Origin of the sequence: Cryobacterium sp. M91, from assembly GCF_002929615.1 — a bacterium.
GTDB lineage: Bacteria > Actinomycetota > Actinomycetes > Actinomycetales > Microbacteriaceae > Cryobacterium > Cryobacterium levicorallinum.
The window spans coordinates 1-26,236 of the sequence record NZ_PJJT01000078.1 but is presented as its reverse complement, the minus strand read 5'-3'; the positions used below and the strand labels follow the sequence as shown (position 1 = coordinate 26,236).

Genomic DNA, 26,236 nt, shown 5'->3' with positions numbered 1-26,236 from the left:
ACTAGGGTAAGCGAGCGAATGTGTTGGGGGCGAGAACGGATGGCATTCGGGTTGTCGTCCTTTCTCGAATAAACGGTTGGGGACCAGCTTCGGCTGGTCCCCTTTCGCGTACCCAGGGTCCCGAACAGGGAGCTGGTTGATTAGGGCGTGATCTGACGGGGGATTTCCAGCCACAGGTTGACCTCATCGTCACCCGCAGAGTCCGGCCCGAGGGCACTCACCGCCGGGTCAGGGCTCGACAGCCCCACCACGGTCACCGCGACGGTCGCGCTGTCGGCCGCGGTACGCACAATGATCTTGTCGGCGCTCGTCTGCTCGAGGGCGAGGGCGATGGTGCCCAGCACGTCGTCGAGGGCCACACCGCCCAGATCGTCGATACCGCCCTCGTCGAGGAGCGTAACGCTGGCTCCGCGACGCCGGGCAGCCATGACCTGTTCCCGCACCGCGTGGTTGAGCAGGCGGCGGCCGCGGATCTCATCGCGAATGGCCGCTTCGAGAAACCGGCATTCCTGCTGTTCCTCTGCGGTCAGCTCACCGTTGCTCTCGCTGATGCGTCGCAGCATCGGCATGGCAAGGCGCATGGTCTGAGTGAGACGCACCTGGCGCTCGTAGAGGTGAGCCTCCTGGGCTGCGTGCCATCCGCTCGACTCGCGCTCGGCTCGGGCATACTGGCGGGCGTCCCGGCTGGCCTTGACCAGGGCACGGGAGAGCACCGCGGCTGCGACCACCCAGACCACGCTTCCGATGACGCCCAGTCCCCCGAGTTCGCCGACTCCGGCCCAGATCACACTGTGGATGACGAGCACGGCCACACCCAGCAGGGCTAGTTGGGGACGCTTGCGGGTGGCAGTGATGGTCATCAGCGTGCCGATGGCGGCGACGTACCAGGTGGCGTAGCCGAGATTACCCGAAGAGCCATCAAGCTGGCTGCCCACGATCAGTGGGAGTGCCACGCTGACCGCGACGTTGAACAGCGCCAGCGGCAACGACATGCGCATCGGGCTGCTCGGCCAGAGGCTCGCCATTGTCGCCCCCACATACAGGCCCATGGCGACCAGGATCGGCACCGACGACGCCGGCTCTTGGATCGAATACAGCCCGAGAATCACGTGATAGCCCGAGAACAGAGCCGCTACGACGAGGGTGAGCGTGCGCGACACCCTGACAACGCTGGTCATCAGCGATCACCCGCCCGGTCGGCGTCGAGACTGGTGACGGCATACTCGACCGATGCGGGCGCCACTCGAAGCCCCGCGTCGCTGCCCCCATCCGTTTCGCTGTCGGCGGAGACCTCAACCCGCGGCCAGCTGATGACCACGGTCGTGCCCTGGCCGGGGCTTGAGTTCACCACGGCGACGCCACCCACGCTGGCGATCCGGTCGCGAATAGAGACTCGCACGCCGAGCCGGGCACTGGCCACGCTGGTCGGATCAAAGCCGCAGCCGGTGTCGCTGATCTCGATGCGGCATCCGCTTTGACCGTTGCCGCAAATCGTCAGGCTGCGCATTTGCGCTGGGCCGGCGTGCTGCACGCTGTTGACCATGGCTTGCACGCTCGCCGCGTACAGGGCCTCAGCGACGAACTCCGGAATGCTCAGGCCGTCGACCCCCCGCTCGGTGATGGTGAAAGCGCCGGTGTTCAAGGCGGCGCCACGAAGGCGGTCGACCAGACGGCTCACGTCGGTCGTCGCATCGTCGAGGGTTCGTTCGCCATTGGCCTCCTGCAAGCGGATGATGGCGCTGCGAGCCATCGCCGCGGCCAGCACGGCTCCCTTGGAATTGCGCACACCGGCGGCCGAGAGCAGAGTCGCGAGAACGCTGTCGTGCACGATCGAGTCGACCTCGACGCGTTCCATCTCGGTCGCGTGGTGGCGCACCGCCACGGCGTATTTTGCCAGGGCATTGGACTGGGCGGTGTCGACCTTGTCGGTCGCGTCGCGGAGCACGTAGATGATGATGAGCACGACACCGCCGAGCAGCATGGCGTAGCAGGTATCGAGGGCGGCGAGCAGGTTTTCGGCCTCACCGCCGGAGGGCAACACCCGCACGAGTCCAAAGACGACGGGCGTGACGACCGTGTAAATGATGGCCCAGAGCAACGGAAACGCGATCGCCGCGCACGAGGTCGCGACGGTGCACAAGTACCAGAGCCACGGTTTGCTGTCGAGAACGACCGTGGGGTCGCGCATAACGAGCGGCCAGACGATGAGGGCGATGAGGTAGACGGCCGCGATAATGCCGGCCGTAGTGCGAATGCCGCGCCGAACCAGCGTTGCGACCACGAACACCAGAATTGACAGGCCCAGGGCGATCCCGATGGGCACGGCGGAACCGGGTTTGCGACTTTCCAGCTGTCCGAGCATAAACGGCAGCGTCTGGAGAGCGAAGACCACCGCGACACCGGCCACCGAACGGGACAGGACGATCTCGATCTGGGCGTGACTGATCGGATTGCGCGGGTGCCGGGGCCGTCCGAACAGGTCGTCCTGGAAGTCGGCCGGATTGACCGCGCCGAACGCGGCCGTATCGGTTGACACCAGGGCGCCCGGGCGGGCGGCCCGTTTAGACACCGCGGTCACCGTCGGAGGCGTCGAGTCCTGGCAGGATTCCGTCTTCGACGGCGCGGCGCAGCAGGTCGACCTTGGTCGGCGCTGGGCGGCCGACCTCGACGTACTTCACCCGGATTCGGTCCAGGTATTCTCGCGCCGTGGAGTGCGCGATGCCTAGCTGCAGGGCAACCATCTTCAGTGGCAGGCCCGAGGCGTACAAGTGCAGAACGTCGCGTTCACGGCGACCGAGCTGAGCCCTGGCGAAGTCGCGGTCGGCGTCGATCGCGGTGGCCCACTCGAGGTTGTTGAGCACGTCGCCCCGGGCAACGGATGCCACGGCGGCCATGACTGTGGTGGTCGGCGAGGACTTGGGGATGACTCCAGCGGCGCCGGCGGCGAGTGCCTCACGCACCGAGGCAACCCGGTCGGCGATGCTGTGCACGAGCACGGCCGAGCCGGTGCTCGCGACGAGGTGCACATTGTCGGTCACGAGCGAACCGTCGCCGAGCGAGAGGTCGAGCACGATCACGTCGCACGCTCGTCCGGCGAGGCCGTCCACAAGGGCCTGAGCGGTCGCGGCAGCGAACAGCACCTCGTAGCCGGAGTTTTCGCAGGCGGCCTGCAGTCCCAGTCGCACCGATTCGTGGTCGTCGACGATACCGACGCGAACGGACTGCTCGGGGGTGCTTGGGGTGGGATCAGGTAGTGCGTGGCTCACGGTGTCGCTGTCCTTCTCGTTGGCTCGTCTTAAGGATAGCTATTTGCTGAGCAGTGCGACGGCCTCGACGTGATGGGTATTGGGGAACAGGTCGAAGGCTCGGAGTGTGCGCAGCTGGTATCCCTGCTTCTGGAACAGCGCAACGTCGCGGGCCAGGGCCACCGGGTCGCAGGCCACGTAGACGATTTGCCGGGGTGCCAGGGCCACCAGCTGATCGACGACGGCGGTGCCGGCGCCGGAGCGCGGCGGGTCGAGCACGACGGTGGCGGCGGCGAGGCGGGCGCGCTCCGCGGCATCCGCCTCGCGTAGCAGACGCTGCAGATAGCGGTCGACGCGGTCGGCCTCGGCGGTGGCGCCCGCCCATTCCTTGAGGTTGCGGGCGGCGAAGGCGACCGCTTCCGGGTCGCTTTCGACCGAGGTGATGCGGGTCGACGCGCCGAACTTGTCGCCGACGGCCGCGGCGAGCAGGCCGACACCGCCGTAGAGGTCGAGGTTGGAGGCGCGCGGGTCGAACTGATCGGGGTCGATGATGTTCTGCACCGCGTGGTAAAGCGTGTCGGCGGCCATGGAGTGCACCTGCCAGAATCCGGACCGGTCGAGTTCAAACTCGCGGCCGTCGACAACCTCGTGAATCAGACCGTGCGGCACCCGCTTGGGCTTGCCGTTGGAATCCTTGGCCGAGACGAGCACCTGCACATCGCCCTTGCTCGGTGCGACCAGGTCAACCTTCGCGGCGTTGTGAAACAGGGTGTCGAGCGGGGCGCGCAGCTCGAGTTCGTGTTCGGCGAGCGGCAGATCGTCGACCGGGATCACGCGGTGGCTGCGGGCAGCGTACGGGCCGATGGTGCCGTCGGCGGCCACGTGCAGGCTCACCCGGGTGCGCCATCCGGTGCCGTCCATCGCGTCGCCGGGGCTGGCCTTGGCGCTGACCGCGACCGGTTCGACGACCACGTCGCTGTCGATCCCGGCCATGCGCTGGAGCGCGTCGGCGAGCACCTGGCGTTTGAGTTCGCGCTGAAATCCGAGCTCAATGTGCCCGAATTCGGCACCGCCCGCGCGGTCTTCGGGAGCGCGATCAACGGATGCTGCGCTCCAGATGTGCGGCTGACGTTCCGGTGCGGCGTCGAGCACGGCGATCGTTTCAGCCCGCCAGAAGCTCTTGTGGTTGGCCTCGGTAAGGCGCGCGCGCACCCGTTCACCGGGCACGGTGTCGCTGACGAAAATGACGCGACCCTCGTGGCGGGCGATGAAGATTCCGCCGTGCGCGATGTTGGTGATGTCAAGCTCGAGCTCGCTGCCGACCGTTTCGGAGGGGAGGCTGGCGGCGGCCTGGGGCTGGTGACTCGNGGAGGCTGGCGGCGGCCTGGGGCTGGTGACTCGAATTGCTCATTCCCTGATGATCCCACACCCCCCCCCTTCCTCTCGTGCTCGATCGAGCCTGATTGAATGGAGTCACCGAAACTGCGAAGGACAAGCATGCGCCTCTATCTGGCCTCCACATCTCCGGCCCGGCTGGCCCTGCTCCGGGCGGCCGGCATCGAACCGGTGCTGATCAACCCTGACGTCGACGAAGCACGAGTCGTCGCCGAGACCGAGGCTGCCGCCGGAGCCGCGCTCGCGCCGCGGGATCTCGTGCTGCTGCTGGCGCGGGCGAAAGCTGAGGCGGCGGCATCCGTTCTGCTCGCGGAGCCGTTGAACGGGCTACTGCTGGGCGGCGATTCGGTGTTCGTGCTGGACGAGGTCATCTACGGCAAGCCGCATACCGCCGAAGCGGCGCGGGAACGCTGGGAGCGCCAGCGCGGGCGCACCGGAACGCTGTACTCGGGGCATTGGCTGATCGAGCTGACAGCCGGAGTGCCGAGCGACGCGGTCGGTGCGGTTGCGGTGGCCGAAGTGACCTTCGCCGACGACCTCGACGATGCCGAGCTTGACGCCTATATCGCGACCGGCGAACCGCTCTATGTCGCGGGAGCGTTCACGATCGACAGCCTCGGCGCTCCCTTTATTACGAGCATTGTCGGCGACCCGTCCACCGTGGTGGGACTGTCGCTGCCGACGCTTCGACGGCTGGTGCGCGGCCTCGGGCACGAGTGGCCGACGCTGTGGAATCGCCCCGGAGCGCTGTCATTGTAGGCATCCGCAAGAATCTGGCCGGTCTTTTTGTGGGAGAGAACCAAAATGGATGCGGTGCGGCCCAATAGGCTAAGTGATTGTGTCACTCATAACGAAGGTCCTCATCGCCAACCGAGGCGAGATCGCCGTTCGGGTCATCCGTGCCGCGAAGGACAGTGGAATTCTCTCTGTTGCCGTCTACGCCGACCAGGATCGCGATTCCCTGCACGCCCGTCTCGCCGACGAGGCGTACGGTCTCGACGGCACCAGCGGCGCTGAAACTTACCTGGTCATCGACAAGATCCTGTCGATCGCCCGCCGGAGCGGCGCTGACGCCGTGCACCCCGGCTACGGCTTTCTGGCCGAGAACGCTGACTTCGCCCGCGCCGTGATCGGCGCCGGACTGATCTGGATCGGGCCGTCGCCCGAGGCGATCGAGCAGCTCGGCGACAAGGTTTCCGCCCGCAAGATCGCCGAAAAGGTCAACGCGCCGATGGCGCCCGGCACCCTGAACCCCTGCACCGACGCCGCCGAGGTACTCGCCTTCGTCGACGTGCACGGTCTGCCCGTCGCGATCAAGGCCGCCTTCGGTGGCGGCGGCCGCGGCCTCAAGGTCGCCCGCACCCGCGAGGAGGTCGCCGAGATGTTCGACTCCGCCACCCGCGAGGCCATCACGGCTTTCGGTCGAGGCGAATGCTTCGTCGAGAAGTACCTCGACTCCCCCCGCCACGTCGAAACGCAGTGCCTGGCCGACCAGTACGGCAACGTCGTCGTCGTGTCGACCCGCGACTGCTCGCTGCAGCGCCGGCATCAGAAGCTCGTCGAAGAGGCGCCGGCGCCCTTCCTCACCGAAGCACAGACGACCGAGATGTATCGAGCGTCCAAGGCCATCCTCAAAGAGGTCGGCTACCTCGGCGCTGGCACCTGCGAGTTTCTCATCGGCCAGGACGGCACCGTCTCGTTCCTCGAGGTCAATACCCGTCTGCAGGTCGAACACACCGTCTCCGAAGAGGTCACCGGCATCGACCTCGTGCGCGAACAGTTCCGCCTCGCTGAGGGCGGCGAGCTTACCTATGGCGACCCCGTCGCATCCGCTCACTCGTTTGAATTCCGCATTAACGGAGAGGATGCCGGCCGCGGTTTTCTGCCCGCGCCCGGTCCGGTCCACGTGTTCAAGCCGTCCGGCGGCCCCGGCGTGCGCGTCGACACCGGCGTGCAGTCCGGCGATGTGATCAGCGGCTCCTTCGATTCCCTGATTGCCAAGCTCATCGTCACCGGCGCGACTCGCGAGGAAGCCCTGGAGCGTTCGCGCCGCGCCCTCGACGAGTTCGAGGTTGCCGGCCTGCCGACCGTGCTGCCCTTTCACCGCAAGGTCGTGCGCGACCCGGCCTTCGCTCCGACCGACGGCCAGCCGTTCAGCGTCTTCACCCGCTGGATCGAGACCGAGTTCGACAACGACATCGAACCGTGGACCGGCAGCATGGAAGACGCCGTCGGACCGCAGAAACGCCACAGCATCGTCGTCGAGGTGGACGGACGCCGCATCGAGGTGACCCTGCCGACGCGTCTGCTGCCCGGCGGCGCGAGCGCACGCTCGGTGGGCCCGGCCCCCAAGCGTCGCGGCGGTCTGCACTCGGTCGATACCGCCACCGGAGACGCCATCAAGGCACCGATGCAGGCGACCATAGTCAAGCTACTGGTCGCCGAGGGCGACATTGTCGTCAAGGGCGACCTGCTGCTCGTGCTCGAGGCCATGAAAATGGAGCAGCCGCTCGTCGCCCACCGCGACGGCACCGTGGGCAACCTGGCCGCCGTCGTCGGCACGACGGTCTCCTCCGGTTCGGTTCTGCTGACCGTCTCCGACGCCACGTAGCCCGCTCGACACTCGTCGATTGGCTGGCAGCACACCAGACTTGCGCATGATTTTGCCGGCGGGGTTGGGGACAAGACAACCGCTCCTCAGCTCAACCAATGCCGGTTTTCAGGAAGGGATCCGAGAAAAGCATTCGGACCCTTCCCACGCACCCGCGATGTCTGAGCGAGGAGCGGATGACCCGGTTTTCGCGGCCTACCTCGGAACCCCAACCCCGTCCACAAAAGCAGGGGCAGGGCGTCGAGAACGCGGGCTGCCCCGAGAACTGCGCGGGGATTTAGGGGCTACCGGACGACGTGCATGGCGCGCGCGGCATCCGTTATGGAACCGGTGAGCGAGGGGTAGACCGGGAACGTGCGAGCGACCTCGTCGACCGTGAGCCGGTGCTCGACCGCGAGAGCCAGCGGGAAGATGAGCTCGCTCGCCTTGGGGGCGACGATAACGCCACCGATGACGGTTCCGCTGCCGGTGCGGGCGAAGATCTTGACGAAACCGTCCTTGATTCCCATCATTTTGGCCCTCGGGTTCACGGCAAGCGGCAACTTGTAGATATCGCCCTGGGCGAGTCCGTCTTCGATCTGCTTCTGGGTGTAGCCGACCGTCGCGATTTCAGGCTGCGTGAAGATGTTCGCGGCGACGTTGCGAATCTCAATCGGGTTGACGGTGTCGCCCATGGCGTGGAACACCGCGGTGCGGCCCATCATCGAGGCAACGGATGCCAGCGGGAGCTCGGTCGTGCAGTCCCCGGCCGCGTAGATGTTCGGAATGGAGGTGCGGGCGACCCGGTTGGTCTGAATGTGCCCGGACTCGGTGATCTGCACGCCGGCCTGCTCGAGGCCGATATTCGCGGTGTTCGGAATCGACCCGACGGCGATGAGGCAGTGGCTGCCTTCGACCGTGCGTCCGTCTTCGAGGGTAGCGACGACACCGGTCTTGGTGCGCTTGACCGAACCGGCGCGCGACTTGGAGAGCACGGTCATACCGTTGCGCTTGAACACGTTCTCAATCACATTGGCGGCGTCGGCGTCTTCCCCGGGCAGTACCTGGTCGCGGCTAGAGATGAGGGTGACCTTCGCGCCGAGGGCACGGTAGGCGGAGGCGAACTCGGCGCCGGTAACGCCGGAGCCGACCACGATGAGGTGTTCGGGGATCGCCTTGAGGTTGTAGAGCTGGGTCCAGGTGAGAATGTGCTCGCCGTCGGGAAGTGCGGAGGACAGCACGCGCGGGCTGGCCCCCACGGAGACGACGAGGGTGTCGGCGTCGATGCGGTCGAAGTCGGTCGCGGTCGAGTCGCCGGAGGTGGCGACGATGATACCGGTGGTGCCGTCGAGCCGTCCGTGGCCCTGCACGTAGCGCACACCGGCGCGAATGAGCGTGGCCTTCATATCTTCGGACTGCTGGCGCGCCAGCGCGAGGAGGCGCTTGTTCACTGCGGCCAGGTTGATGGCGACTTCGGGGCGCGTGGGCTTGCCGGTGTCGCCGCGTACGAAGAACTGCACACCGAGGTCGGTAGCTTCTCCGATGGAGTTGGACGCCTCGGCGGTGGCGATGAGGGATTTGGAGGGGACAACATCCGTTATCACGGCGGAGCCGCCGACACCGACGCTTTCGATGAGGGTGACATCGGCACCCTGCTGTGCTCCGGCGATGGCCGCTTCGTATCCGCCGGGCCCTCCACCTAATACTGCGATGCGTTGCTTGCGTTCGAACTCATAGGCCATGTACTCCATTCTCGTGGCCTGCGCACCCCCCGCCAAACCGTGGGTATGTTCGCGGCGCGTGGATCGTCCGCCAAATCGGCCCAATTCGAGCCGTATTGTCGCCAGACTGCCGGTTCGGCGCGCCGATGAGCAGAATTCGCGCAAAATCTCCGCCTGGTTGGCGGGGGTTCTAGAGTAGTGAAATGTTTACGAACGAGATCAACCCGTTAGACCTGCCCGAAACTGACCCGTTTGAGGCAGCTCGGTCGGCCGCAGCGGAGATCGCCGGCATCACGGGAGTGCCCCGGCACGACATCGCCCTGACGCTCGGCAGCGGCTGGGCCAAGGCGGCCGACCTCATCGGCGAGACCACGCACACCGTGGCCGCCGCCGACATCACCGGGTTCAGCGCCCCCGCGCTGGCCGGCCACGCTGGCACCCTGCGCTCGATTCTGCTGCCCGGCGGCAAGCGCGCGCTCGTGATCGGCGCCCGCACGCACTACTACGAGGGTCACGGCGTGCGCCGGGTCGTGCACAGTGTGCGCACGGCAGCGGCCACCGGAGCGACGACGATGATCCTGACCAACGGGGCCGGAGGCATCCGTGAATCGTGGAAGCCTGGAACTCCGGTGTTGATCAGCGACCACATCAACCTGACCTTCGATTCGCCGATCGAGGGCGCAAACTTCGTTGACCTGACCGATTTGTACTCGAAGCGGCTGCGCAATGTCGCGCGCGGCATCGACCCTTCCATCGACGAGGGCGTGTATTGCCAGTTTCGCGGGCCGCACTACGAGACGCCCGCCGAGGTACAGATGGCCAAGGCGATCGGCGGCCACATCGTGGGAATGTCGACCGCGCTTGAGGCCATCGCCGCTCGGCAGGCCGGCATGGAGGTGCTGGGTCTTTCGCTCATTACCAACCTCGCCGCCGGCATTCAGTCGACCCCGCTCAGCCATGGCGAGGTTATCGAGGCCGGTGCTCTGGCCGAACCTGTGATCAGTGCGCTCCTCGCGCGGATCGTGGCAGCGCTGTGAGCGGCCCGGATCGCGACAACGTCGAGCAGCCGGTCGAACGTAGTGGCGGTCGTCACTCCGGCCCGCCAGCGGATGCGACTGTCGAAGTCACCCCGCCAGGCACGCCGGCTTCCCCGCACGTCACCGACGCCGACCCGGCCGACGAGACCGAGACTCCCACCCGCGCCCTCCCGATCGTGCAGGACAGCGACGATGCCGGCTCAGAACCGACCGTCGCAATTCAGACCATTGTGCCGGACAACGACGATGACACCGTGGAAGCGACGGTTGCCATTCAGACCATCACGACCGACGATGGCGCTGAGATCGACGACCTAGCGACCGCGCCGGTGGCCCACGAAACCCCGGAGACCCTGACCGACCGCACCGCGACGGTGTTACAGGCCGCGCGGGCCTGGCTCAACCAGGACCCAGATCCGGAGACGCAGGCACAGTTGCGCGCTCTTATCAATGCCGTCGGAGACGGCGACACCGCAGCGCTGTCCAATCTGCATTCCCGGTTCGATACCCGGCTCGCCTTCGGCACGGCCGGGCTGCGCGGTGAGATTTCCGCCGGACCGAACCGCATGAACCGCGTGCTCGTCTCGCAGGCCGCCGCTGGCCTGGCCACTTACCTGCTGCGACACGCTGCGCCCGGGGTGACCCCGTCAGTCGTCATCGGCTACGACGGACGCAAGAACTCACACGTCTTCGCGACCGACACGGCGGCGCTGATGGCGGGCGCGGGGGTGCGCGCCATCCTCTTGCCGCGTCTGCTGCCCACGCCCGTGCTCGCCTTCGCCGTGCGGCATCTCGACGCAAGCTGCGGCGTGATGGTAACGGCCTCGCACAACCCGCCGAACGACAACGGTTACAAGGTGTACCTGGGCGGCGTGAACAATGGCGCGCAGATCGTCTCCCCCGACGACAAGGCCATCTCGGACGAGATTCTGCGCGTCGCCGCCGACGAGCACGTGCCGCACCTGCCGCGCGCCAGCTACGAGACCGCCGAAGAAACCGTTGTCCAGGCCTACATCGCCGAAACGGCCAGCATCGCCCACACACCGCGGGCGCAGGTGAACTCGGTGTACACCGCCATGCACGGCGTCGGCTGGGACACCACCCGTCGCGTGCTCGAAAAATCCGGTTTTGACCTGCCGACCCTGGTTGACGCGCAGATCGCGCCCGACGCAGCCTTTCCCACCGTCGCCTTTCCGAACCCTGAAGAGCCCGGCGCGATGGACCTCGCCTACGAGACTGCGCGTGAGGTGAGCGCCGAGCTCATTATTGCCAACGATCCCGACGCCGACCGGCTTGCCGTCGCCATTCCCGACCTCTCAAGCGCGAGCGGTTATCGCCGGCTCAGCGGCAACGAGGTCGGAGCGATTCTGGGCTGGCGCGCCGCGGCCCTGGCTACTGCTGACGCCTCAAACCCGGGCGCGCTCGCCTGCTCAATCGTGTCATCGCCGGCTCTGCACGCGGTAGCGGATGCCTACGGCCTGCGTTTCGTCGAAACCCTCACCGGGTTCAAATGGGTGTCGCGGGTGCCGGGCCTGGTCTACGGTTTCGAAGAGGCGCTCGGCTACCTGGTCAACCCGGACAGCGTGCGCGACAAGGACGGCATCTCGGCAGCGGTCGCCCTGCTCTCGCTGGTCAGCGACCTCAAGTCGGAAGGGACAACCCTCGCCGGCTACCTTGACCGGTTCAGTGAGAAGTTCGGACACTATGCCTCGGGGCAGATCTCGATGCGGGTCTCCGAAGTCTCCACGATCGCCTTGGTCATGACGCGCCTACGGGAATCCCCGCCGACCCATGTCGGGCGCATTCGCGTCGACGAGATCGACGACTTTCGGTGGGGGCTGGGTGACCTGCCGCCGAGTGACGTGTTGCGCATCCGTTTGACCGACGGATCGCGCGTCATGGTGCGCCCGAGCGGTACCGAACCCAAGCTCAAGGTGTATATCGACACCCGAAGCACGGTCGGCACCCTGGTCGAGCGCCGTGCCGCGGCGCAGGCCGCCCTCGACGAGCTCGACCGCGGAATGCGCGCGCTGATCGAGTAGGTGCGGGCATCCGCTCGCGTCGATGGCGGGATCTGGGCGGGTCGAGTCGGCCATCCGCTTCGCTGAGCCGTGAGTTTCAATCACCGAGCCGTGACTTTGAGGCCATTTTGCGCGAGAAATCGCTCAAGACTCACGGCTCGGCGAACGGATGCTGCGGAAGCTAGCCGAGCAGGGAGACCGCCCGGGCGATGACGAGGGCCAGCAGCACGAAGCCGCCGAACGACTCAATCCCCATGAGCGCTTTAGCCCGGAGCGAGAGCGGCATCGTGTCGGTCGGGCTGAACGCCATGGAGTTCGACAGCGAGAAGTAGACATAGTCGAAGAACGAAGCGACCCAACCGGTACGCTGCGACGACCTGGCGGCGACCTCCTCGATGGCGTCGTGGTCTTCGTCCTGGGGAAAGCGAAAATCAGCTGGCGGAAAGTCGGCCCGGTCGGCATGACGCCTCGAGACCGGGCCGCCGCGGTCGAGTTCCCAGTAGACCAGCGCGAAGGCGATGACGTTGGTGACCCACACCTGCAGGGCAGCGAGCAGCAGTGTCGGCCCGTCATCCTTACCGCCCGACGTGAGCTGGATCACGAGCTGCACGAGGGCGACTTCGTTGGCCGCGACCAGCAAGACCGCCTGGCCGGTGGCGAGGTATTTCGACCAGCGGGTTTCGCGATGCAGCCGGTGGGGGTTGAGGGCGAGGAGCGGGATCAGCATGGCGAGCCCGATCGCGACGACCGTGTAACGCAGCCCGGGCAGGAACGTACTCGGCAAGGTGGCATACAGCGTGAGAGCTACCAGCAACCCCAGTACGGCCGGCCAGCGGTGTTCGGCCCGTGCACCCTGCTTCACGCTGTCGCCCATGCGCTGAGCATAGGCCCGTCGCGGGCGCTCGGGCCACTGCTCGAGGCGTCGCCGTCCAGGCGGTCGACGTGCCGCTCGGTGTGTTCGCCGGCGGGCCCACCTTACGGTCCTAGGCCCATGATCTATCATGGGCCCACTTTCCGGGCCCGGGCCCGGAAAGAAACGCGGCCCGGAACGCGGCGGGGCTAGGAGCCCAGCGCGATGTCGAGCTTGGCGACGAGTTCGTCGACGTCGAAGTAGTTGTTGATGACGATCACATCGGCGTTGGTTTTGCCGATCGCGTCGACAAGCTCCGAGGAGGTCAGGATAACCTGGGCGTCGGCCGCGGCGGAACGCACGCCAGCGACATCCGTTGCCTGTACGCGTGCCTCGATCTCAAGCCGTTCGAGCGCGCGCTCGGCGTTGACCTTCAGAATGGCCGAGGTGCCGAGGCCGACGCCGCACATCACGACGATCTTCACGAGAAGACGCTCTGCACGAATTCCGCGGTGGTCGCGCCGGCCAGCGCCGGAATCACCGCCGGGTCATTGAACACGTTGGCGAGTTCGGCGACGAACTGGAGGTGGTCGTCGCCGCCGGCCACGGCCAGGCCGACGATCACGCTGACCGGGTCGTTGTGCGGGTGCCCGAAGGCGACCGGCTCAGCCAGAGTGACGACGCAGAGTCCGTCGGTGAGAACATCTGCTCCCGGCCGCGCGTGCGCGAGTGCCAAGCCGGGCGCGATCACGATGTAGGCGCCGAATTCGTGGATCACCGCGATCATGCGTTCGGTATAAGCGGATGTCGCGGCGCCGGAACGTACGAGCGCGTCGCCGGCGGCCGTGATGGCCGCGGTCCAGTCGTCAGCGTGCGCGCCGATGGTGATGGCGTCAAGCGGGAGGTGCGGGAGTGGCATGGTGTCTTTCGGTTATGCGGGGTCGTCCTTGGTTGGCTGGCGGGGCTAGGCGTCGCCGAAGCCCGCTTCGATGGCTTCGACGAGTTCTTCGCGGTCTTCCAGCGGCAGGAACGCCGCGTGGGCAGCGTTGAGCTGGAAGGTCTCGAGGTCGCCGAGGTCGTAGCCGAAGGCATCCGAGAGCAGGGCGAGTTCCTGGGAGAGGGTGGTGTCACTCATCAGGCGGTTGTCGGTGTTGACGGTGACCTTGAAGCCGAGCTGGTACAGCAGGTCGAAGGGGTGGTCGAAAAGTTCTTCGCCCCAGGCGGCGACCGCTCCGGTCTGCAAGTTCGAGGACGGGCTCAGCTCGAGGGTGATCTCGCGGTCGCGCACCCATTGGGCCACCGGTCCGAGGGTGACGAAGGTGTTGTCGTCGTCCTGGCGTTCGATCGTGACGTCTTCGGCGAGGCGCACGCCGTGGCCAAGGCGCAGGGCGCGGCCGTCGAAGAGGGCGCCGCGGATGCTGTCAAGCCCGTCGGCCTCGCCGGCATGCACGGTGACCGGCATGAATTCGCGGGCTAGCAGGTCGAAGGCCGCGCGGTGGTTGCCGGCCGGGAAGCCGGCCTCGGCGCCGGCGATGTCGAAGCCGACGACGCCGTCGAAGCGGTAGCGCACGGCGAGTTCGGCGATCTCGAGGCCGCGGTTCGCGTGGCGCATGGCGGTGATGAGCTGGCCGATGCGGATGCTGCGGCCCGACTGCTCGACGTTCTCAATGCCGGCTTCGATGCCGTCCTGCACAGCCTCGACGACCTCGTTCAGGGTGAGGCCGCGAGCCAGGTGCTGCTCGGGAGCCCAGCGGATCTCTCCGTAGATGACGCCGTCATCGGCGAGGTCTTCGACGAATTCGCGGGCGACCCGGGTCAGGCCCTCGCGGGTCTGCATGACGGCGGTCGTGACGTCGAAGGTCTTCAGGTATTCCACGAGCGAGCCGGCATTGGACTGGTCGGAGAACCATTCGCCGAGCGCGTCGGCATCCGTTGTGGGAAGCACGAATCCGATGGAGTCGGCCAGCTCGATGATGGACTGCGGACGCAGACCGCCGTCGAGGTGGTCGTGCAGCGAAACCTTGGGCAGGGTGTTGATGCTCGTGCCGCCGCCGGGCATGAGGAATTCCTCGATCAAAGTCATACGAACAAGCTCCTCGGTACGGGGGCGGGTGTGAACTACAGCCGCGCGCCCAGCTTATCGGAGCGGCTCTGGGCGGACCATGAGAAATGCACGAGCGGATGCGCCGCCTCGCGTCGCTGCCGCTGCCCGCGCGCGCCGGGCCCACCTTCGGCAACTGGGCCCATGATCTACCATGGTCCCGGTTTCCGGGCCCGGGCCCGGAAAGGGGAAGACCACGTACCCTGAGTTGTGCCCACCAAAATCATCCTCGACTGCGATCCCGGCCACGACGATGCGATCGCGTTGCTCCTCGCGCACGGCAATCCGAACATCGACCTCGTCGCCGTGACCACGGTGATGGGCAACCAGACCCTCGACAAGGTCACTCGCAACGCCCTGTCCGTGGCCCGGGTGGCCGGCATTACCGGAGTGCCATTTGCCGCCGGATGCCCGCGCCCGCTGGTTCGGCAGATTGAAACGGCCCCGTCCATCCACGGCGAGTCAGGCCTCGACGGCCCGGTGCTGCCCGAACCGACCCTCGAGCTCGACGCTCGGCACGCCGTCGACCTCATCATCGACACGATCATGGCGCACGAGCCCGGGGAAATCACCCTCGTGCCGACCGGCGCCCTGACCAATATCGCCCTCGCCGCCCGCAAAGAGCCGCGCATCGTCGAGCGGGTCAAGCAGGTCGTGCTTATGGGCGGCGGCTACCACGTGGGCAACTGGTCGGCCACAGCCGAGTTCAACATCGTCATCGATCCCGAAGCCGCCCACATCGTGTTCAACGAGACGTGGCCGCTGACCATGATCGGGCTGGACCTCACCCACCAGGCCCTCGCCACCCCCGACATCGTCACCCGCATCGCCGCCGTCGGCACAGCGCCGGCCCGGTTCGTCGGCGAGCTGCTCGCCTTCTTCGCGGAAACCTACAAGGATACCCAGGGTTTCGACTACCCGCCGGTGCACGACCCGTGCGCGGTCGCCTACGTGATCGACCCGAGTGTCATCACCGTGCGCAAGGCTCCGCTCGACGTGGAACTGGCGGGCACCCTCACGCTCGGCATGACCGTGGCCGACTTTCGTGCGCCGGCCCCGGCCGACTGCGCCACCCAGGTGGCCGTCGACCTCGACCACGAGAAGTTCTGGGCCCTCATCGTCGACGCCCTCGAGCGCATCGGCGACCCGCCCCAAAGTTAAGCGGCCGGGAACGGATGCCCCCTCGTCGCTTCCCGAGATGCACCTGCCCCGGAATGCTGCGAGGGCGGCCGCCCGTGAATCTGCCCGGGCTCGCGACCGACGCGTGACTTCCCCCGCACAAACGGGTTGGCTGAATTACCACCACTACTCGGGAGCACCATGACCAAGACCGCGCCGGCCAGCACGAGCAAACCCATTCCCGACATCCAGGTTCCCGACCTGCACGGCCAGCTGGCCGTCGTCACGGGCGCTAACAGCGGCCTCGGCTTCGGCCTGACCGGCCGCCTCGCCCGGGCCGGCGCCGAGGTCATTCTCGCCGTGCGCAACGAGGAGAAGGGCGCCGCGGCCGTCAAACTCCTGAGCGAACAGTCCCCGGAGGCGAGCGTCAGCATCCGTCATCTCGATCTGGCGTCGCTCTCGAGTATCGCCGGATTCGGTGAGGAGCTCAGGAACGAGGGCCGCCCGATCGACATTCTGCTCAACAACGCTGGCCTCATGATGCCGCCGGTGCGCGACGAAACCGAAGACGGCTTCGAGCTGCAGTTCGGCACCAACCACCTCGGACACTTCGCGCTCACCGCGCATCTGCTTCCGCTGCTGCGGGCGGCCGGCACCAGCAGGGTCGTGAGTCTGTCGAGCCTCATCGCCCGCGGCGGCCACCTCGACTTCACCGACCTGCAGGGTCTGCGTTACCGCGCGCACCGCGCCTACGGACTCTCCAAACTGGCCACGCTCATGTTCGCGCGCGAGCTCAACCGGCGCAGCGTCGTCGGGAGCTGGGGCGTGCGCAGCGTCGCCGCGCACCCGGGCGCAACAGTCACGAACCTGCAGATCTCCGGCCCCACCCACAACGGGGCCTCGGCCCGCATCTTCCTCGCCGCCAACGAAGCCTCACACCGCATCGGCTGGATGTGGCAGCAGGTCGACCAAGGCATTCTTCCCGCCCTGTACGCGGCGACGAATCCCGCGGCGGCCGGCGGCGGTTACTACGGCCCTGGCGGGTTCGGTGAACTCACCGGCGCACCTGCTCCCGCCAGGCTGCCCAAACGTTCCCTCGATGAAGCGGATGCCCGCCGCCTCTGGTCGGTCTCGGAGGAACTCACCGGGGTGACCTACCCGGCCGTCTAGCTCAGCTGTCGATCACGTTCACCAGCACCCGGGCCAGGCGCCGGCGGATGATGTGGTCGTTGGCCTCGACCCGGTGCATGGTGACGTGGCGCATCCGCTCAATGATGGTCATGCTGCCCTGCGCGATGAACGCGTCGAGCGCACCGTAGATCACGTCGACCGGCACCTCGAGGCTCGCGATATCGCTCACCACGGTCTGCGATTCGATGCAGTGCTCCATCGACTTGATGAACGGCGTCCATGTTTTCTCGGTCAGTTCAAAGATGCCCTTGGGGAGCAGCCGCGTGATGATGGACGCGTTGGCGAGTGTGAAATCCTTATTGGCGCGCAGAAAATCGTAGGCCCGCAGGTAGGCGCTGACTCGCGCTTTGACTCGTGGGTCGCCGATATCGCTCGGTGACACATAGACCGGCGGCCCGACCAGCACCACGCGCGACACCGTGCCGCTGCCTGTCAGCCTCCGCCAAACGCTCGCCCCCGGGCCCTGCCGCTGCATCGCGGCGTAGCGGGTGCTGATCAGGCTGCCGAGGGAGTGGCCGACCAGCACGAACGGCTCGCGCAGTTTCAATGAGCGGATGGTCGCGGCCAGGGCCCCGACATGATCCTCCAGCCGGTACTCGCAGCCGTCCGGTGCCGGCGACTGCCCGAAGCCCAGAATGTCCACCGCGATCACCCGATGATTCGGGGTGAGCCGCGGGATCACCTCGTAGAAGGTGATCGAGGACGACGCGATGCCGTGCACGAGAATGACGACCGGGCCGGTACCCGCATCCGTTGCCACGTGCAACAGCGGTGGGCGGGACCGACGCGCTGGGCGCATCCGCTCCGCCCACCAGATCATGTGCTAATTATCGTCGCGCAGGGTGGCCTTGAAGTCGTTCTTGGTCTCGGTGGCGTTGCGCTCGGCCTCGGCGTGCTTGACCTCGCCCTCGGCCTTCTTCACCTTGACGTCAGCCTTGGCCTCGTCGACCCGGTCTTCGACGCGGTCCTTGGCGTCATCAACCGCCCGGCCGATCTTTTTGCCGGTGGCATCGAGTGCATCCTTGGCATCGTCTACGAATCCCATGTTGTCCTCCTGATCGTGTGTGCAGTTGGGTTGAACGTGCAGTCGGGCTGCTCGCCGTCTCCCTGACCTTACTTCGGGGGTAGGCGCCGAGTCCCAATTGTGATCCGACTCCCAGACTGCCCCCAGACAGCGCCCCCACCCCGCTCGGTACGGTGAGTCATGAGACGAACCTGGGGAGTGATCGCGGTCCTTCTGACCGCCGTGTTGTTGGCGGGATGCACGGCGAATAGTGGTTCGGTGAGCACGGACTCTTCTGGGAGCACAGGCTCGTCGGAAGGCGACGTCGGCGCGGTCGCGCCGGAACAGGACTTTTCGGTCGACAAAGCCCCCTACGGCAGCGTCGTCACCGGCACCACGGGCGACGTGAACACGTCCAACCGGGACGTCATCACCACCGGGTCCATGTCGATCACAGCCACTGATCCGGTCGCGGCGAGCGAATCCGCCGTCACGATCACCGAACAGGCCGGCGGACGCGTCGACAGCCGCAGCGAAAACCCGGGCACCGACGTCCAGCCAGCGAGCGCCACCCTCACCCTGCGTATTCCGTCCGACGAACTCGACCGTACCCTGGCCGAGCTCAAGAAACTCGGCCGGCTCAACTTCGTCTCGCTCAACGCCCAGGACGTGACACAGCAGAGCCAGGACCTCGACGCCCGCATCACGGCTCTGACCACCTCGGTTGACCGGTTGTTGGCACTGATGGCCTCGGCGACGAGCACGACCGACCTGATCAGCATCGAAGACGCATTGTCGAGTCGGCAGGGTGAGCTCGAAAGCCTGCAGTCCCAGCGCGACTTTCTCGCCGATCAGATCGATTACTCGACCGTGCAGCTCGAATTGGTTTCGGAAGACACCGTGGCCGCCGGCGGCCCTGACAATTTCTGGACCGGCATTATCGCCGGTTGGACCGCCCTCGTCGCCGCCGCCGGCGGCCTGCTGATCGGCCTCGGAGTTGCTCTGCCCTGGCTGGTCGTACTGGCGATTTTCGGGGCAATCGCGCTCGTGATCGTGCGGGTGTTGGCGCGACGGCGTAAGGCTGCATAGGCTTGTCCCTGTGACCGAGTTTCTCCCTGCTTTAACCCTGCCCGAAACCTCTCCGGCAGCGCCCGTTTTTGTTCCCTCGACCGAGCCGGTGCTGTCTGATCAGCTGCTGGCCGGCATCCGCTCACGGGCAGCCGGGTATGACCGGGCCAACGCCTTCTTCACCGAAGATCTCGAGGTGCTCGTCGCTGCCGGCTACCTGCGCGCCCTCGTGCCGGTGCAGTTCGGCGGACTCGGCCGCACCCTGCAACAGACTGTGCGCGAGCAGACCCGGCTCGCCGCGCACGCCCCGGCCACCGCCCTCGCCGTGAACATGCACCTGGTTTGGACCGGTGTCGCCGCCAGCCTGAACGCGCAGGGCGACCACTCGCTCGACTTCGTGCTCGAAGAGGCCATGCGAGGCGAAATCTTCGCCTTTGGCGTGAGCGAACCCGGCAACGACCTGGTGCTGTTCGGCTCGCACACGGATGCCCTCCCCCAGCAAGATGGCGGCTACCGGTTCACCGGCACCAAGGTGTTCACCTCGCTCTCCCCCGCCTGGACCCGGCTCGGAACCCTCGGCCTGGATTCCTCCGCCCCAGCTGACCCCGCGATCGTCTGGGCGTTTCTCGATCGAGCGGATGCCGGCATCCGCTCGAAAGATGACTGGGACACCCTCGGCATGCGCGCCAGCCAGAGCCAGAGCACCGTGCTCGATGGCGCTCTCGCCCGCCCGGACCGGGTCGTGCGCCGCCTGCCGATCGGCCCGAACGGCGACCCGCTCATCGCCGGCATCTTCGCCAACTTTGAAATTCTGCTCAGCGCCGTGTACACCGGAATCGGCCAGCGCGCGCTCGAACTCGCCGCCCTGGGCGCTAACCGTCGCACCTCGCTGACAAACGAAGGGCGCACGCACGCGCAGGATCCGGTCGCGCGGTGGCGGATCGGGGACCTCGTCATTGCGATGGACGGCATCTATCCGCAGATCGACGCCCTCGCCCGGGCGGTCGACGAGCGATTATTCGCGGTCGGACCGGCCTGGTTCGCGCAGCTGTCCGGGCTCAAATACCGGGCCACCCAGAACGCCAAGTTCGTCGTCGACACCGCCGTGCAGGTTGCCGGCGGCTCCGCCTACGCCGCGTCCTCCGAACTGGCCCGGCTCTACCGCGACGTGCTCGCGGGTTACTTCCACCCCTCCGACGCGGACTCCGCGCACGCGACCGCCGCAGCATCCGTTCTCGGACCCCTCGATTTGCCTGCCTCATGAGTTTCAGCAAGACCACCGCCATCACGCTCGACCACTCCGGTTACACCCGGGCCGTGCTCGACCTCACCATGCGCCTCGCCGAAGTCATCTTCACCGCCGGCGCTGGCGCCGAAGACGCCACCGCCGCGATGATCGCGCTCACCAGGGCCTACGGGCTCAAGGGCACCGACGCGAATATCACCCACACGACCATCACGCTAACCCAGGAAGACCCGTCGACGCACGAGTCGATCATCCGCAGCCGCAACGTGAAGTACCGCACGCTGGACTATTCCAAGCTCACCGCCACCTCGGAGCTGATCGCGGACATTATCGAGAAGCCGATCGAGGTCGCCGAGGCCCGCAAGATCCTCGCGACCATCGTCAGCTCAAAACCGCAGGTGCCCAAACAGTGGCGCCGCATCGGCTGGAGCCTGGTCGGTGCCGGCGCCGCCGTTCTGATCGGCGGCGGGCCGACGGTGATCATCGCCGCCTTTATCGCCACCTGGATCATCGACTGGATCACGTCGGTGCTCGACCACCGCCAGGTTCCGCTGTTCTACCAGACGGTCGTCGGCGGGGCGATCGGCCCCCTCGTCGCCACGGTCGTGCGGGTGATCGACCCCACGGCCAACCCCTCGCTCGTCGTCGTCGCCACCATCATCATGCTTCTCGCCGGTGTCACAACGTTCGGTGCCGTGCATGACACGCTCTCGGGGTTTTACCTGACCGGCACCGCCCGACTGGTGGAGGCCCTCCTGATCACGGCTGGCCTGGTCACCGGGGTGTCGGGATCCGCCCTGTTTTTGGCCCGGTTCGGGCTGCTGCTCGAGATCGACTCGAATCCGATCGTGACTATCGGCGTGCTGCCGGTACTGCTCGTAGCCGCCATCGTCATCGTCATCGGGTTTGCGCTGGCCGTGCAGGTACCGTGGCGGGCGGTCTGGGTGGTCTGCGTGCTCGGCGCTCTCGCCGAGTTTCTGTTCGTGGCCGCGCTGGCCGGCGGATTCGGACTGGTCGGGGCCTCGGCGGCGAGCGCCCTCGGCGTCGGCCTGCTGGCGGCGGTCGCGGCGCGCATCGTGCGTACCCCTCCGCTCGTCATTATGGTGACGGCGCTCGTGCCGCTCGTGCCCGGCCTCACCCTGTTTCGAGGGTTGCTCCAGCTCTCCGAGGGCGATATCAACGGGCTGCTCGCATTGCTCACCGCTGCCGGCATCGCGATGGCCCTCGCGGCCGGCGCGCTGCTGTCGCAGTATGTCGTGCAGATCGTCTGGGGCCCGGCGCGCAGGCTGCAGCGCCGCTTCGTCGGACCACTCATGGCCCTGCCGGTGCGACTCGGCCGCGACGCAACCAAGCGCATTTAGCGCGCGCTGCAGCATCCGCTGTCAAACGGATGCCTGCGTCAGTTGGGAACGTCCGCCTCGCCGGCGTCGACGGCCTCTTCCTCGACGAAACGATACGGGATGGGCTCGTCGGTCTCACGGCCGCGCTTATAAGTGCGGGTGATCGTTTCGGTGTCCTCAACCGCTTCGAGCACCAGGACGTCCTGATACTCACCGTCGATGTATTCCAATTCGACCTCGGTTCCGGCTGCAATCGGGTTGGGTCCAAACAGAACTGCCCGGTAGGTGGCGCTGTGGCTCATGAAATGACCTTTCGACGGAGAGCGGGTTCGTTGCAGCGACAGCATACGACAGACCGGCAGCCGTGCACAGGGCTCCGACCAGGTCTGGCGATTTGCGGTAGCGCGGTCGGCTGCGGAGATGACGGATGCCGCAAACCCGCGTATTCTCGAGGAGACGGAGCCCCACGGCTCGGCGCGAAGGAGTACACAATGGCTGACAAATCACCGAAAAAGGACGCAACCAAGAAGGTTGCCGACAAGTCCCTCAAGGAAAAGAGGGCCGACAAGAAGGCGAAGTCTGAAGAGACCGCTTCTCGGGCCCGCAAGAGCTAGATTCTGCATCTTCTCGGTGCTGTGGGTTCTCCGCCCCTGGTACCACGCGCTGCATCTGGCGCAGTATTAGCAAGCACGGGTGCCGCCACGATCGTGGCGGCACCTTTCTTTCGTCGGCGTGACCGACAACATCCGCTTGTGAAAGGACCAGCCATGACCCTGCCCACCGAAGACACCCGCGTGCTCTACCCGAGCGGCGCCGTCGACGCGCGGGCGTTCGTGCTGCACTCCGAGCGGTTGGCGGATGGACGCTCAGCCGTACTGCTCGATGCGACCTGCGTGCATCCGGTCGATGCCGGCTGGCCCGACCAGGGACCCGACCAGGCCTTGCTGCACCACGGCGCCGCGTTCTGGCCGGTCGAGGACTGCATCGTCGGAGCCACCGACGGGTCCGAGCTGTATATCGGTGCGGACATTCCGGTGGCCAAGGGCACCCCGGGCTGGGCCTTCGTCGTGGTGCACGTCGTCGACGCGGCCGGGCTTTCAGCCGGCGACACCGTCACGGTCGAGGTTGACGAGGGCCTGCGCGACGCCACGAGCGCCGGCCACACCGCGTGTCATTTGGCCTCCCTCGCCCTGAACGACGCTCTCGCCGACCGGTGGAAAAAAGAGGTACGCGCCGACGCGCTCGGCCACCCCGACTTCGACGGGCTCGCCATCGACGAATCATTGATCGGTCAGAACGCTTCGGTCGACACCTACCGGCTCGGCAAATCGCTGCGCAAGAAGGGCTTCTCGGTCGATGGCTTCGCCGAGTCGCTCGCGGCGATCGAAGCGACCATTAACGCGACCCTTCTCGCGTGGACCATGACGGATGCCGCGGTACGCATCGACCAGGGAGGCGACCGGTTGACGGACCGCCGCTACTGGGTGTGCGAACTGCCCGGCGCGACCGTGCGCATCCCCTGCGGCGGCACCCATGTCGCATCGCTCGGCACACTCGGCGTTGTGACCGTGACGCTCGGCCTGCACGACCTGGACGGCACCGACGTGCTCACCATGAACACCTCCGCCGCGCGCTAGTTTTCGCGCATCCGGGGCAATTTGCGGACACAATCGGGATATCCATTAGGCACATTGCACGGTTAATCTGCGAGAGATTGCGCATTTCCGCTCCCAGGCGCAGAATTCAGGGGTACCCGGTCAGAGAGGACCAGCCATGAGCACCGTCGTTGAGAGTCCGAAGATCGGCGATACCGAAGTGGATGCGCCCAGCCCCGAGTTTTACACCGGCCCCACCACCGATTTCTTCTCCTACCAGGACTTCCTCACCGTGGACGAGCAGAATCTGGTAGCTACAGCCCGTGCGGTGTTCGAACGCGAGATTCGACCCGTCGTCGCCGAGCACTGGAACAACGAGACGTTCCCGTTCGAAATCATCCCCGCCCTTTCCACCCTGAACCTCGTCGACCTGTGTGCGCGCGGCGACAATTTCTTACTCCACGGGTTCATGACCGTCGAGCTTGCCCGCGTCGATGCGTCCATTTCGACCTTTGTCGGCGTGCACAGCGGCCTGTTCGCAGCGGCGATCGCCCAGCTCGGCACCGATGACCAGCGCGACCGGTTCCTGGCCGACGCCATTTCCCTGCGCAAGATCGGCGCGTTCGCGCTCACCGAACCGGACCACGGCTCCGATGTCTCACGCAATATGGAGACAACCGCCACCCGCACCGGCGACTCCTGGACACTGAACGGCGTCAAACGCTGGATCGGCAGCGGAACCTTCGCGGCCAATGTGCTGGTCTGGGCGCGCGACACCGCCGACGACCAGATCAAGGGCTTCATCGTCGACGCGACCCTGGCCGGGTTCACTGCCGAGAAGATCGAAAACAAGATAGCCCTGCGCATTGTGCAGAACGCCACGATCACCCTGCGGAACGTCGTGGTCGCCGAACGCGACCGGCTGCCCGGTGCCACGAGCTTTCGCGATACCAACCGGCTGCTCACCAATTCGCGGGTCTGGGTCGGCTGGCAGTCCGTGGGCCTGCAATTCGCCGCCTACGACTATGCGCTGCGCTACGCGCTTGAACGCCGGCAGTTCGGCCAGCCGATCGCGTCGTTCCAGCTCGTGCAGGAGAAGCTGGTGCGCATTCTCGAGAATGCGACCATGTCGCTCGGCCTGATGGTGCGCATCGCCCAGCTGCAGCAGGCCGGAACGCTGCGGCCGGAGCACGCCGCGATGGCCAAGGCCTCCGCCAGCGCGCGCATGCGCGAATCCGTGGCACTGGGTCGTTCGGTGTTCGGCGGCAACGGCATCTCCACCTCCTGGGGCATAGCCCGCGTCTTCGCCGACGCCGAAGCCCTCCACACCTACGAGGGCAGCTACGAGGTCAACACCCTCGTCGTCGGCCGCGCGATCACCGGTATCTCCGCGTTCCAGTAGCTGCTGGTTCGTCAGGCGGATGCCCGCGGCCGCCTCACGAGGCCGCCCCAGGCATCCGCTCACCGAGGCGTGAGTTTCGCGACCCCGGGCGCACCGAGCCGTGAGTTTGGACACGATGTGTTGCCATTTTCGGGCTGAGACTCACGGGTCGATGACCGAAACTCACGGCTCGGCAACGCGCCCGCGTGGCCTGTCAGGCCACACCTAAAAACCCGGCCGCCGCATCCGCTCGCCAGGCTGATCCGGGCCACGGCCGGGCCGATCGTGGTTTGCCTGTGCAAAACTAATATGTGCAATCGTGATTGGCGTCATGATCGCTGCATGCCCATCACACCTGAACGTGCAGCCCTGTCGTTTCGTCGTTTGCGGGCGGAGCGCGAGCATCCGGCGTCGACTTTCGACCTCGCCAGAGCATATTCCAAGCGGATGCCCGCCACCCACGTCTTCAGCCACTCGACGGCGGCCGTGATTCATGGGTTCTGGTTGCCCAGCCGACTTGAAGGCGACCGCCGACTGCATGTCTCGGTGCCACCGGGGGTGCGGGCACCGCAGGTTGTGGGCATCATCGGGCACGAGGGGGTGGATGGCACGATGCAGCGGGTGTACGGATTCCCGGTGACCAGTTTGATCCAGACGTGGATCGACCTCGGCCCCCTGCTTCCCCGGATTGAGCTCGTGGCCGCTGCGGATTTTCTCTGCAGCGGCCGCAATCCGTGGCACACGCCCGACGAGCTTCGCGCGGTCGCTGCGGCCCTGATCGGGAGACGCGGGTGTCGTGCCCTGCGGAAGGCTGCCGCTCTTGCTCGGGCGGCGGTCGACTCTCCGCAGGAGACCAGGACTCGCCTCTTCTTGGTGGATGCGGGTATTCCAGAACCAGTCGTCAACTTCGAGATCCTCGACGCACGTGGCGTCTTCGTAGCCCGGGTCGATCTGGCGTGGCCGCGCTTCAAAGTCTGCGTCGAATACGAGGGCGACGGACACCGCAGTAACCAGAGGCAATTCCGCGTCGATATCACCCGCCGCGAGCGGGTCGAGGATCAGAAATGGCGCATGGTGCGCATCACCGACGACGACCTGAAGACTGGTGGCCAGGAACTTCTGCGCCGGGTGCGGGCCGCCCTGGTCGAACGGGGCGCGCGCTGGTAGGTGGGTCGGGCCATCCGCTCGCCGAGCCGTGAGTTTCCGGTTTCGCCGCTCACCGAGCCGTGAGTTTCAGGCCATTTCGCGCCGGCAAAGTCATATGGTCGTAGCAACGCTCTAGTGATTGGAGCGTTTTATGGTCAAGTTGTTTCCGCCGAATACTCGCACTGAG

General features: G+C 66.5%; 24 protein-coding genes and 1 pseudogene. 13 read left to right on the top strand and 12 right to left on the bottom strand.

The features are described from left to right. Positions 1-140: 140 nt before the first annotated feature. From CXY80_RS06135 to CXY80_RS06120, 4 genes and pseudogenes are all read right to left on the bottom strand, one after another. Positions 141-1,178, bottom strand: coding sequence for a hypothetical protein (locus CXY80_RS06135; protein ID WP_104131964.1), 1,038 nt, complete (start codon positions 1,176-1,178; stop codon positions 141-143). Beyond that, a complete protein-coding gene (locus CXY80_RS06130; RefSeq protein WP_146070688.1) occupies positions 1,178-2,569 on the bottom strand; it encodes a sensor histidine kinase in 1,392 nt (463 codons plus the stop codon). Before CXY80_RS06130 ends, CXY80_RS06135 begins: the two co-directional genes overlap by 1 nt. Continuing rightward, a complete protein-coding gene (locus CXY80_RS06125) occupies positions 2,562-3,266 on the bottom strand; it encodes a response regulator transcription factor (RefSeq protein WP_104131962.1) in 705 nt (234 codons plus the stop codon). The genes CXY80_RS06130 and CXY80_RS06125 overlap by 8 nt, the downstream gene beginning before the upstream one ends. A 39-nt stretch (positions 3,267-3,305) precedes the next feature. Continuing rightward, positions 3,306-4,574, bottom strand: a pseudogene (locus CXY80_RS06120) (class I SAM-dependent RNA methyltransferase); the annotation flags it as partial. Between the two features lie 168 nt (positions 4,575-4,742). Between CXY80_RS06120 and CXY80_RS06115 the strand changes: the two are divergent. After that, on the top strand, positions 4,743-5,399 hold the full coding sequence (locus tag CXY80_RS06115; RefSeq protein ID WP_092452320.1) for a nucleoside triphosphate pyrophosphatase: 657 nt from the start codon (positions 4,743-4,745) through the stop codon (positions 5,397-5,399). A 79-nt stretch (positions 5,400-5,478) separates the two neighbouring features. After that, positions 5,479-7,251 (top strand): biotin carboxylase N-terminal domain-containing protein, encoded by a 1,773-nt coding sequence (locus CXY80_RS06110; RefSeq protein WP_104132018.1) that lies wholly within the window; start codon positions 5,479-5,481, stop codon positions 7,249-7,251. A gap of 284 nt (positions 7,252-7,535) precedes the next feature. On the opposite strand, the gene CXY80_RS06105 is transcribed toward CXY80_RS06110, so the two are convergent. Next, positions 7,536-8,972, bottom strand: coding sequence for an NAD(P)H-quinone dehydrogenase (locus CXY80_RS06105; protein ID WP_092452323.1), 1,437 nt, complete (start codon positions 8,970-8,972; stop codon positions 7,536-7,538). Between the two features lie 182 nt (positions 8,973-9,154). Here CXY80_RS06105 and CXY80_RS06100 point away from each other — a divergent pair, with 182 nt between their 5' ends. Beyond that, entirely contained in the window at positions 9,155-9,988 is an 834-nt protein-coding gene (locus CXY80_RS06100; protein ID WP_092452326.1) for a purine-nucleoside phosphorylase, read from the top strand. Positions 9,989-10,317: 329 nt separating this feature from the next. Further along, a complete protein-coding gene (locus tag CXY80_RS06095) occupies positions 10,318-12,030 on the top strand; it encodes a phospho-sugar mutase (RefSeq protein ID WP_369828646.1) in 1,713 nt (570 codons plus the stop codon). A 160-nt stretch (positions 12,031-12,190) separates the two neighbouring features. Here CXY80_RS06095 and CXY80_RS06090 read toward each other — a convergent pair whose 3' ends face one another. The 4 genes from CXY80_RS06090 to CXY80_RS06075 all read right to left on the bottom strand — a co-directional run bounded on the left by CXY80_RS06090 (position 12,191) and on the right by CXY80_RS06075 (position 14,942). Next, complete coding sequence (locus CXY80_RS06090) at positions 12,191-12,883, bottom strand: DUF1345 domain-containing protein (RefSeq protein WP_092452329.1); 693 nt, start codon at positions 12,881-12,883, stop codon at positions 12,191-12,193. 185 nt (positions 12,884-13,068) lie between these two features. After that, on the bottom strand, positions 13,069-13,344 hold the full coding sequence (locus tag CXY80_RS06085) for a PTS sugar transporter subunit IIB (protein ID WP_092452332.1): 276 nt from the start codon (positions 13,342-13,344) through the stop codon (positions 13,069-13,071). Continuing rightward, entirely contained in the window at positions 13,341-13,778 is a 438-nt protein-coding gene (locus CXY80_RS06080; RefSeq protein WP_104131960.1) for a PTS sugar transporter subunit IIA, read from the bottom strand. The genes CXY80_RS06085 and CXY80_RS06080 overlap by 4 nt, the downstream gene beginning before the upstream one ends. Before the next feature lie 45 nt (positions 13,779-13,823). Then, on the bottom strand, positions 13,824-14,942 hold the full coding sequence (locus tag CXY80_RS06075; protein ID WP_092452338.1) for an adenosine deaminase: 1,119 nt from the start codon (positions 14,940-14,942) through the stop codon (positions 13,824-13,826). 228 nt (positions 14,943-15,170) lie between these two features. On the opposite strand from CXY80_RS06075, the gene CXY80_RS06070 reads away from it, so the two are divergent. Together CXY80_RS06070 and CXY80_RS06065 are read left to right on the top strand one after the other, a co-directional pair. Beyond that, positions 15,171-16,121, top strand: coding sequence for a nucleoside hydrolase (locus CXY80_RS06070; RefSeq protein WP_104131959.1), 951 nt, complete (start codon positions 15,171-15,173; stop codon positions 16,119-16,121). Between the two features lie 159 nt (positions 16,122-16,280). Then, positions 16,281-17,249 carry an SDR family oxidoreductase gene (locus tag CXY80_RS06065; RefSeq protein WP_104131958.1) on the top strand — a complete coding sequence of 323 codons (969 nt, stop codon included), beginning with the start codon at positions 16,281-16,283 and terminating at the stop codon, positions 17,247-17,249. A 1-nt stretch (position 17,250) separates the two neighbouring features. Here the strand turns inward: CXY80_RS06065 and CXY80_RS06060 are convergent, their stop codons facing one another. Both CXY80_RS06060 and CXY80_RS06055 read right to left on the bottom strand, forming a co-directional pair. Beyond that, on the bottom strand, positions 17,251-18,090 hold the full coding sequence (locus CXY80_RS06060; protein WP_104131957.1) for an alpha/beta fold hydrolase: 840 nt from the start codon (positions 18,088-18,090) through the stop codon (positions 17,251-17,253). Positions 18,091-18,093: 3 nt separating this feature from the next. Further along, positions 18,094-18,315, bottom strand: a complete 222-nt coding sequence (locus CXY80_RS06055) for a hypothetical protein (protein WP_092452350.1) — start codon at positions 18,313-18,315, stop codon at positions 18,094-18,096. Positions 18,316-18,474: 159 nt separating this feature from the next. On the opposite strand from CXY80_RS06055, the gene CXY80_RS06050 reads away from it, so the two are divergent. Genes CXY80_RS06050 through CXY80_RS06040 form a run of 3 tightly spaced genes read left to right on the top strand, consistent with a single transcriptional unit; the run spans position 18,475 to position 21,948 of the window. Next, complete coding sequence (locus CXY80_RS06050) at positions 18,475-19,362, top strand: DUF4349 domain-containing protein (RefSeq protein WP_104131956.1); 888 nt, start codon at positions 18,475-18,477, stop codon at positions 19,360-19,362. Positions 19,363-19,399: 37 nt separating this feature from the next. Further along, positions 19,400-20,605, top strand: a complete 1,206-nt coding sequence (locus CXY80_RS06045) for an acyl-CoA dehydrogenase family protein (protein WP_170851595.1) — start codon at positions 19,400-19,402, stop codon at positions 20,603-20,605. After that, positions 20,602-21,948: a threonine/serine exporter ThrE family protein gene (locus tag CXY80_RS06040; RefSeq protein ID WP_092452356.1), complete on the top strand. Its 1,347-nt coding sequence runs from the start codon at positions 20,602-20,604 to the stop codon at positions 21,946-21,948. Before CXY80_RS06045 ends, CXY80_RS06040 begins: the two co-directional genes overlap by 4 nt. 38 nt (positions 21,949-21,986) lie before the next feature. On the opposite strand, the gene CXY80_RS06035 is transcribed toward CXY80_RS06040, so the two are convergent. Beyond that, positions 21,987-22,229 (bottom strand): hypothetical protein, encoded by a 243-nt coding sequence (locus CXY80_RS06035; RefSeq protein ID WP_104131955.1) that lies wholly within the window; start codon positions 22,227-22,229, stop codon positions 21,987-21,989. Positions 22,230-22,418: 189 nt separating this feature from the next. On the opposite strand from CXY80_RS06035, the gene CXY80_RS20430 reads away from it, so the two are divergent. The 4 genes from CXY80_RS20430 to CXY80_RS06020 all read left to right on the top strand — a co-directional run bounded on the left by CXY80_RS20430 (position 22,419) and on the right by CXY80_RS06020 (position 26,070). After that, the gene (locus tag CXY80_RS20430) at positions 22,419-22,541 is read left to right on the top strand and encodes a hypothetical protein (protein ID WP_255408738.1); all 123 of its coding nucleotides are present in this window, start codon (positions 22,419-22,421) and stop codon (positions 22,539-22,541) included. A gap of 153 nt (positions 22,542-22,694) precedes the next feature. Further along, positions 22,695-23,564, top strand: a complete 870-nt coding sequence (locus CXY80_RS06030; RefSeq protein WP_104131954.1) for a metal-dependent hydrolase — start codon at positions 22,695-22,697, stop codon at positions 23,562-23,564. 136 nt (positions 23,565-23,700) lie between these two features. Further along, on the top strand, positions 23,701-24,924 hold the full coding sequence (locus CXY80_RS06025; RefSeq protein WP_104131953.1) for an acyl-CoA dehydrogenase family protein: 1,224 nt from the start codon (positions 23,701-23,703) through the stop codon (positions 24,922-24,924). Positions 24,925-25,245: 321 nt separating this feature from the next. After that, on the top strand, positions 25,246-26,070 hold the full coding sequence (locus CXY80_RS06020; protein ID WP_146070687.1) for a hypothetical protein: 825 nt from the start codon (positions 25,246-25,248) through the stop codon (positions 26,068-26,070). The last annotated feature ends 166 nt before the right edge of the window (positions 26,071-26,236 follow it).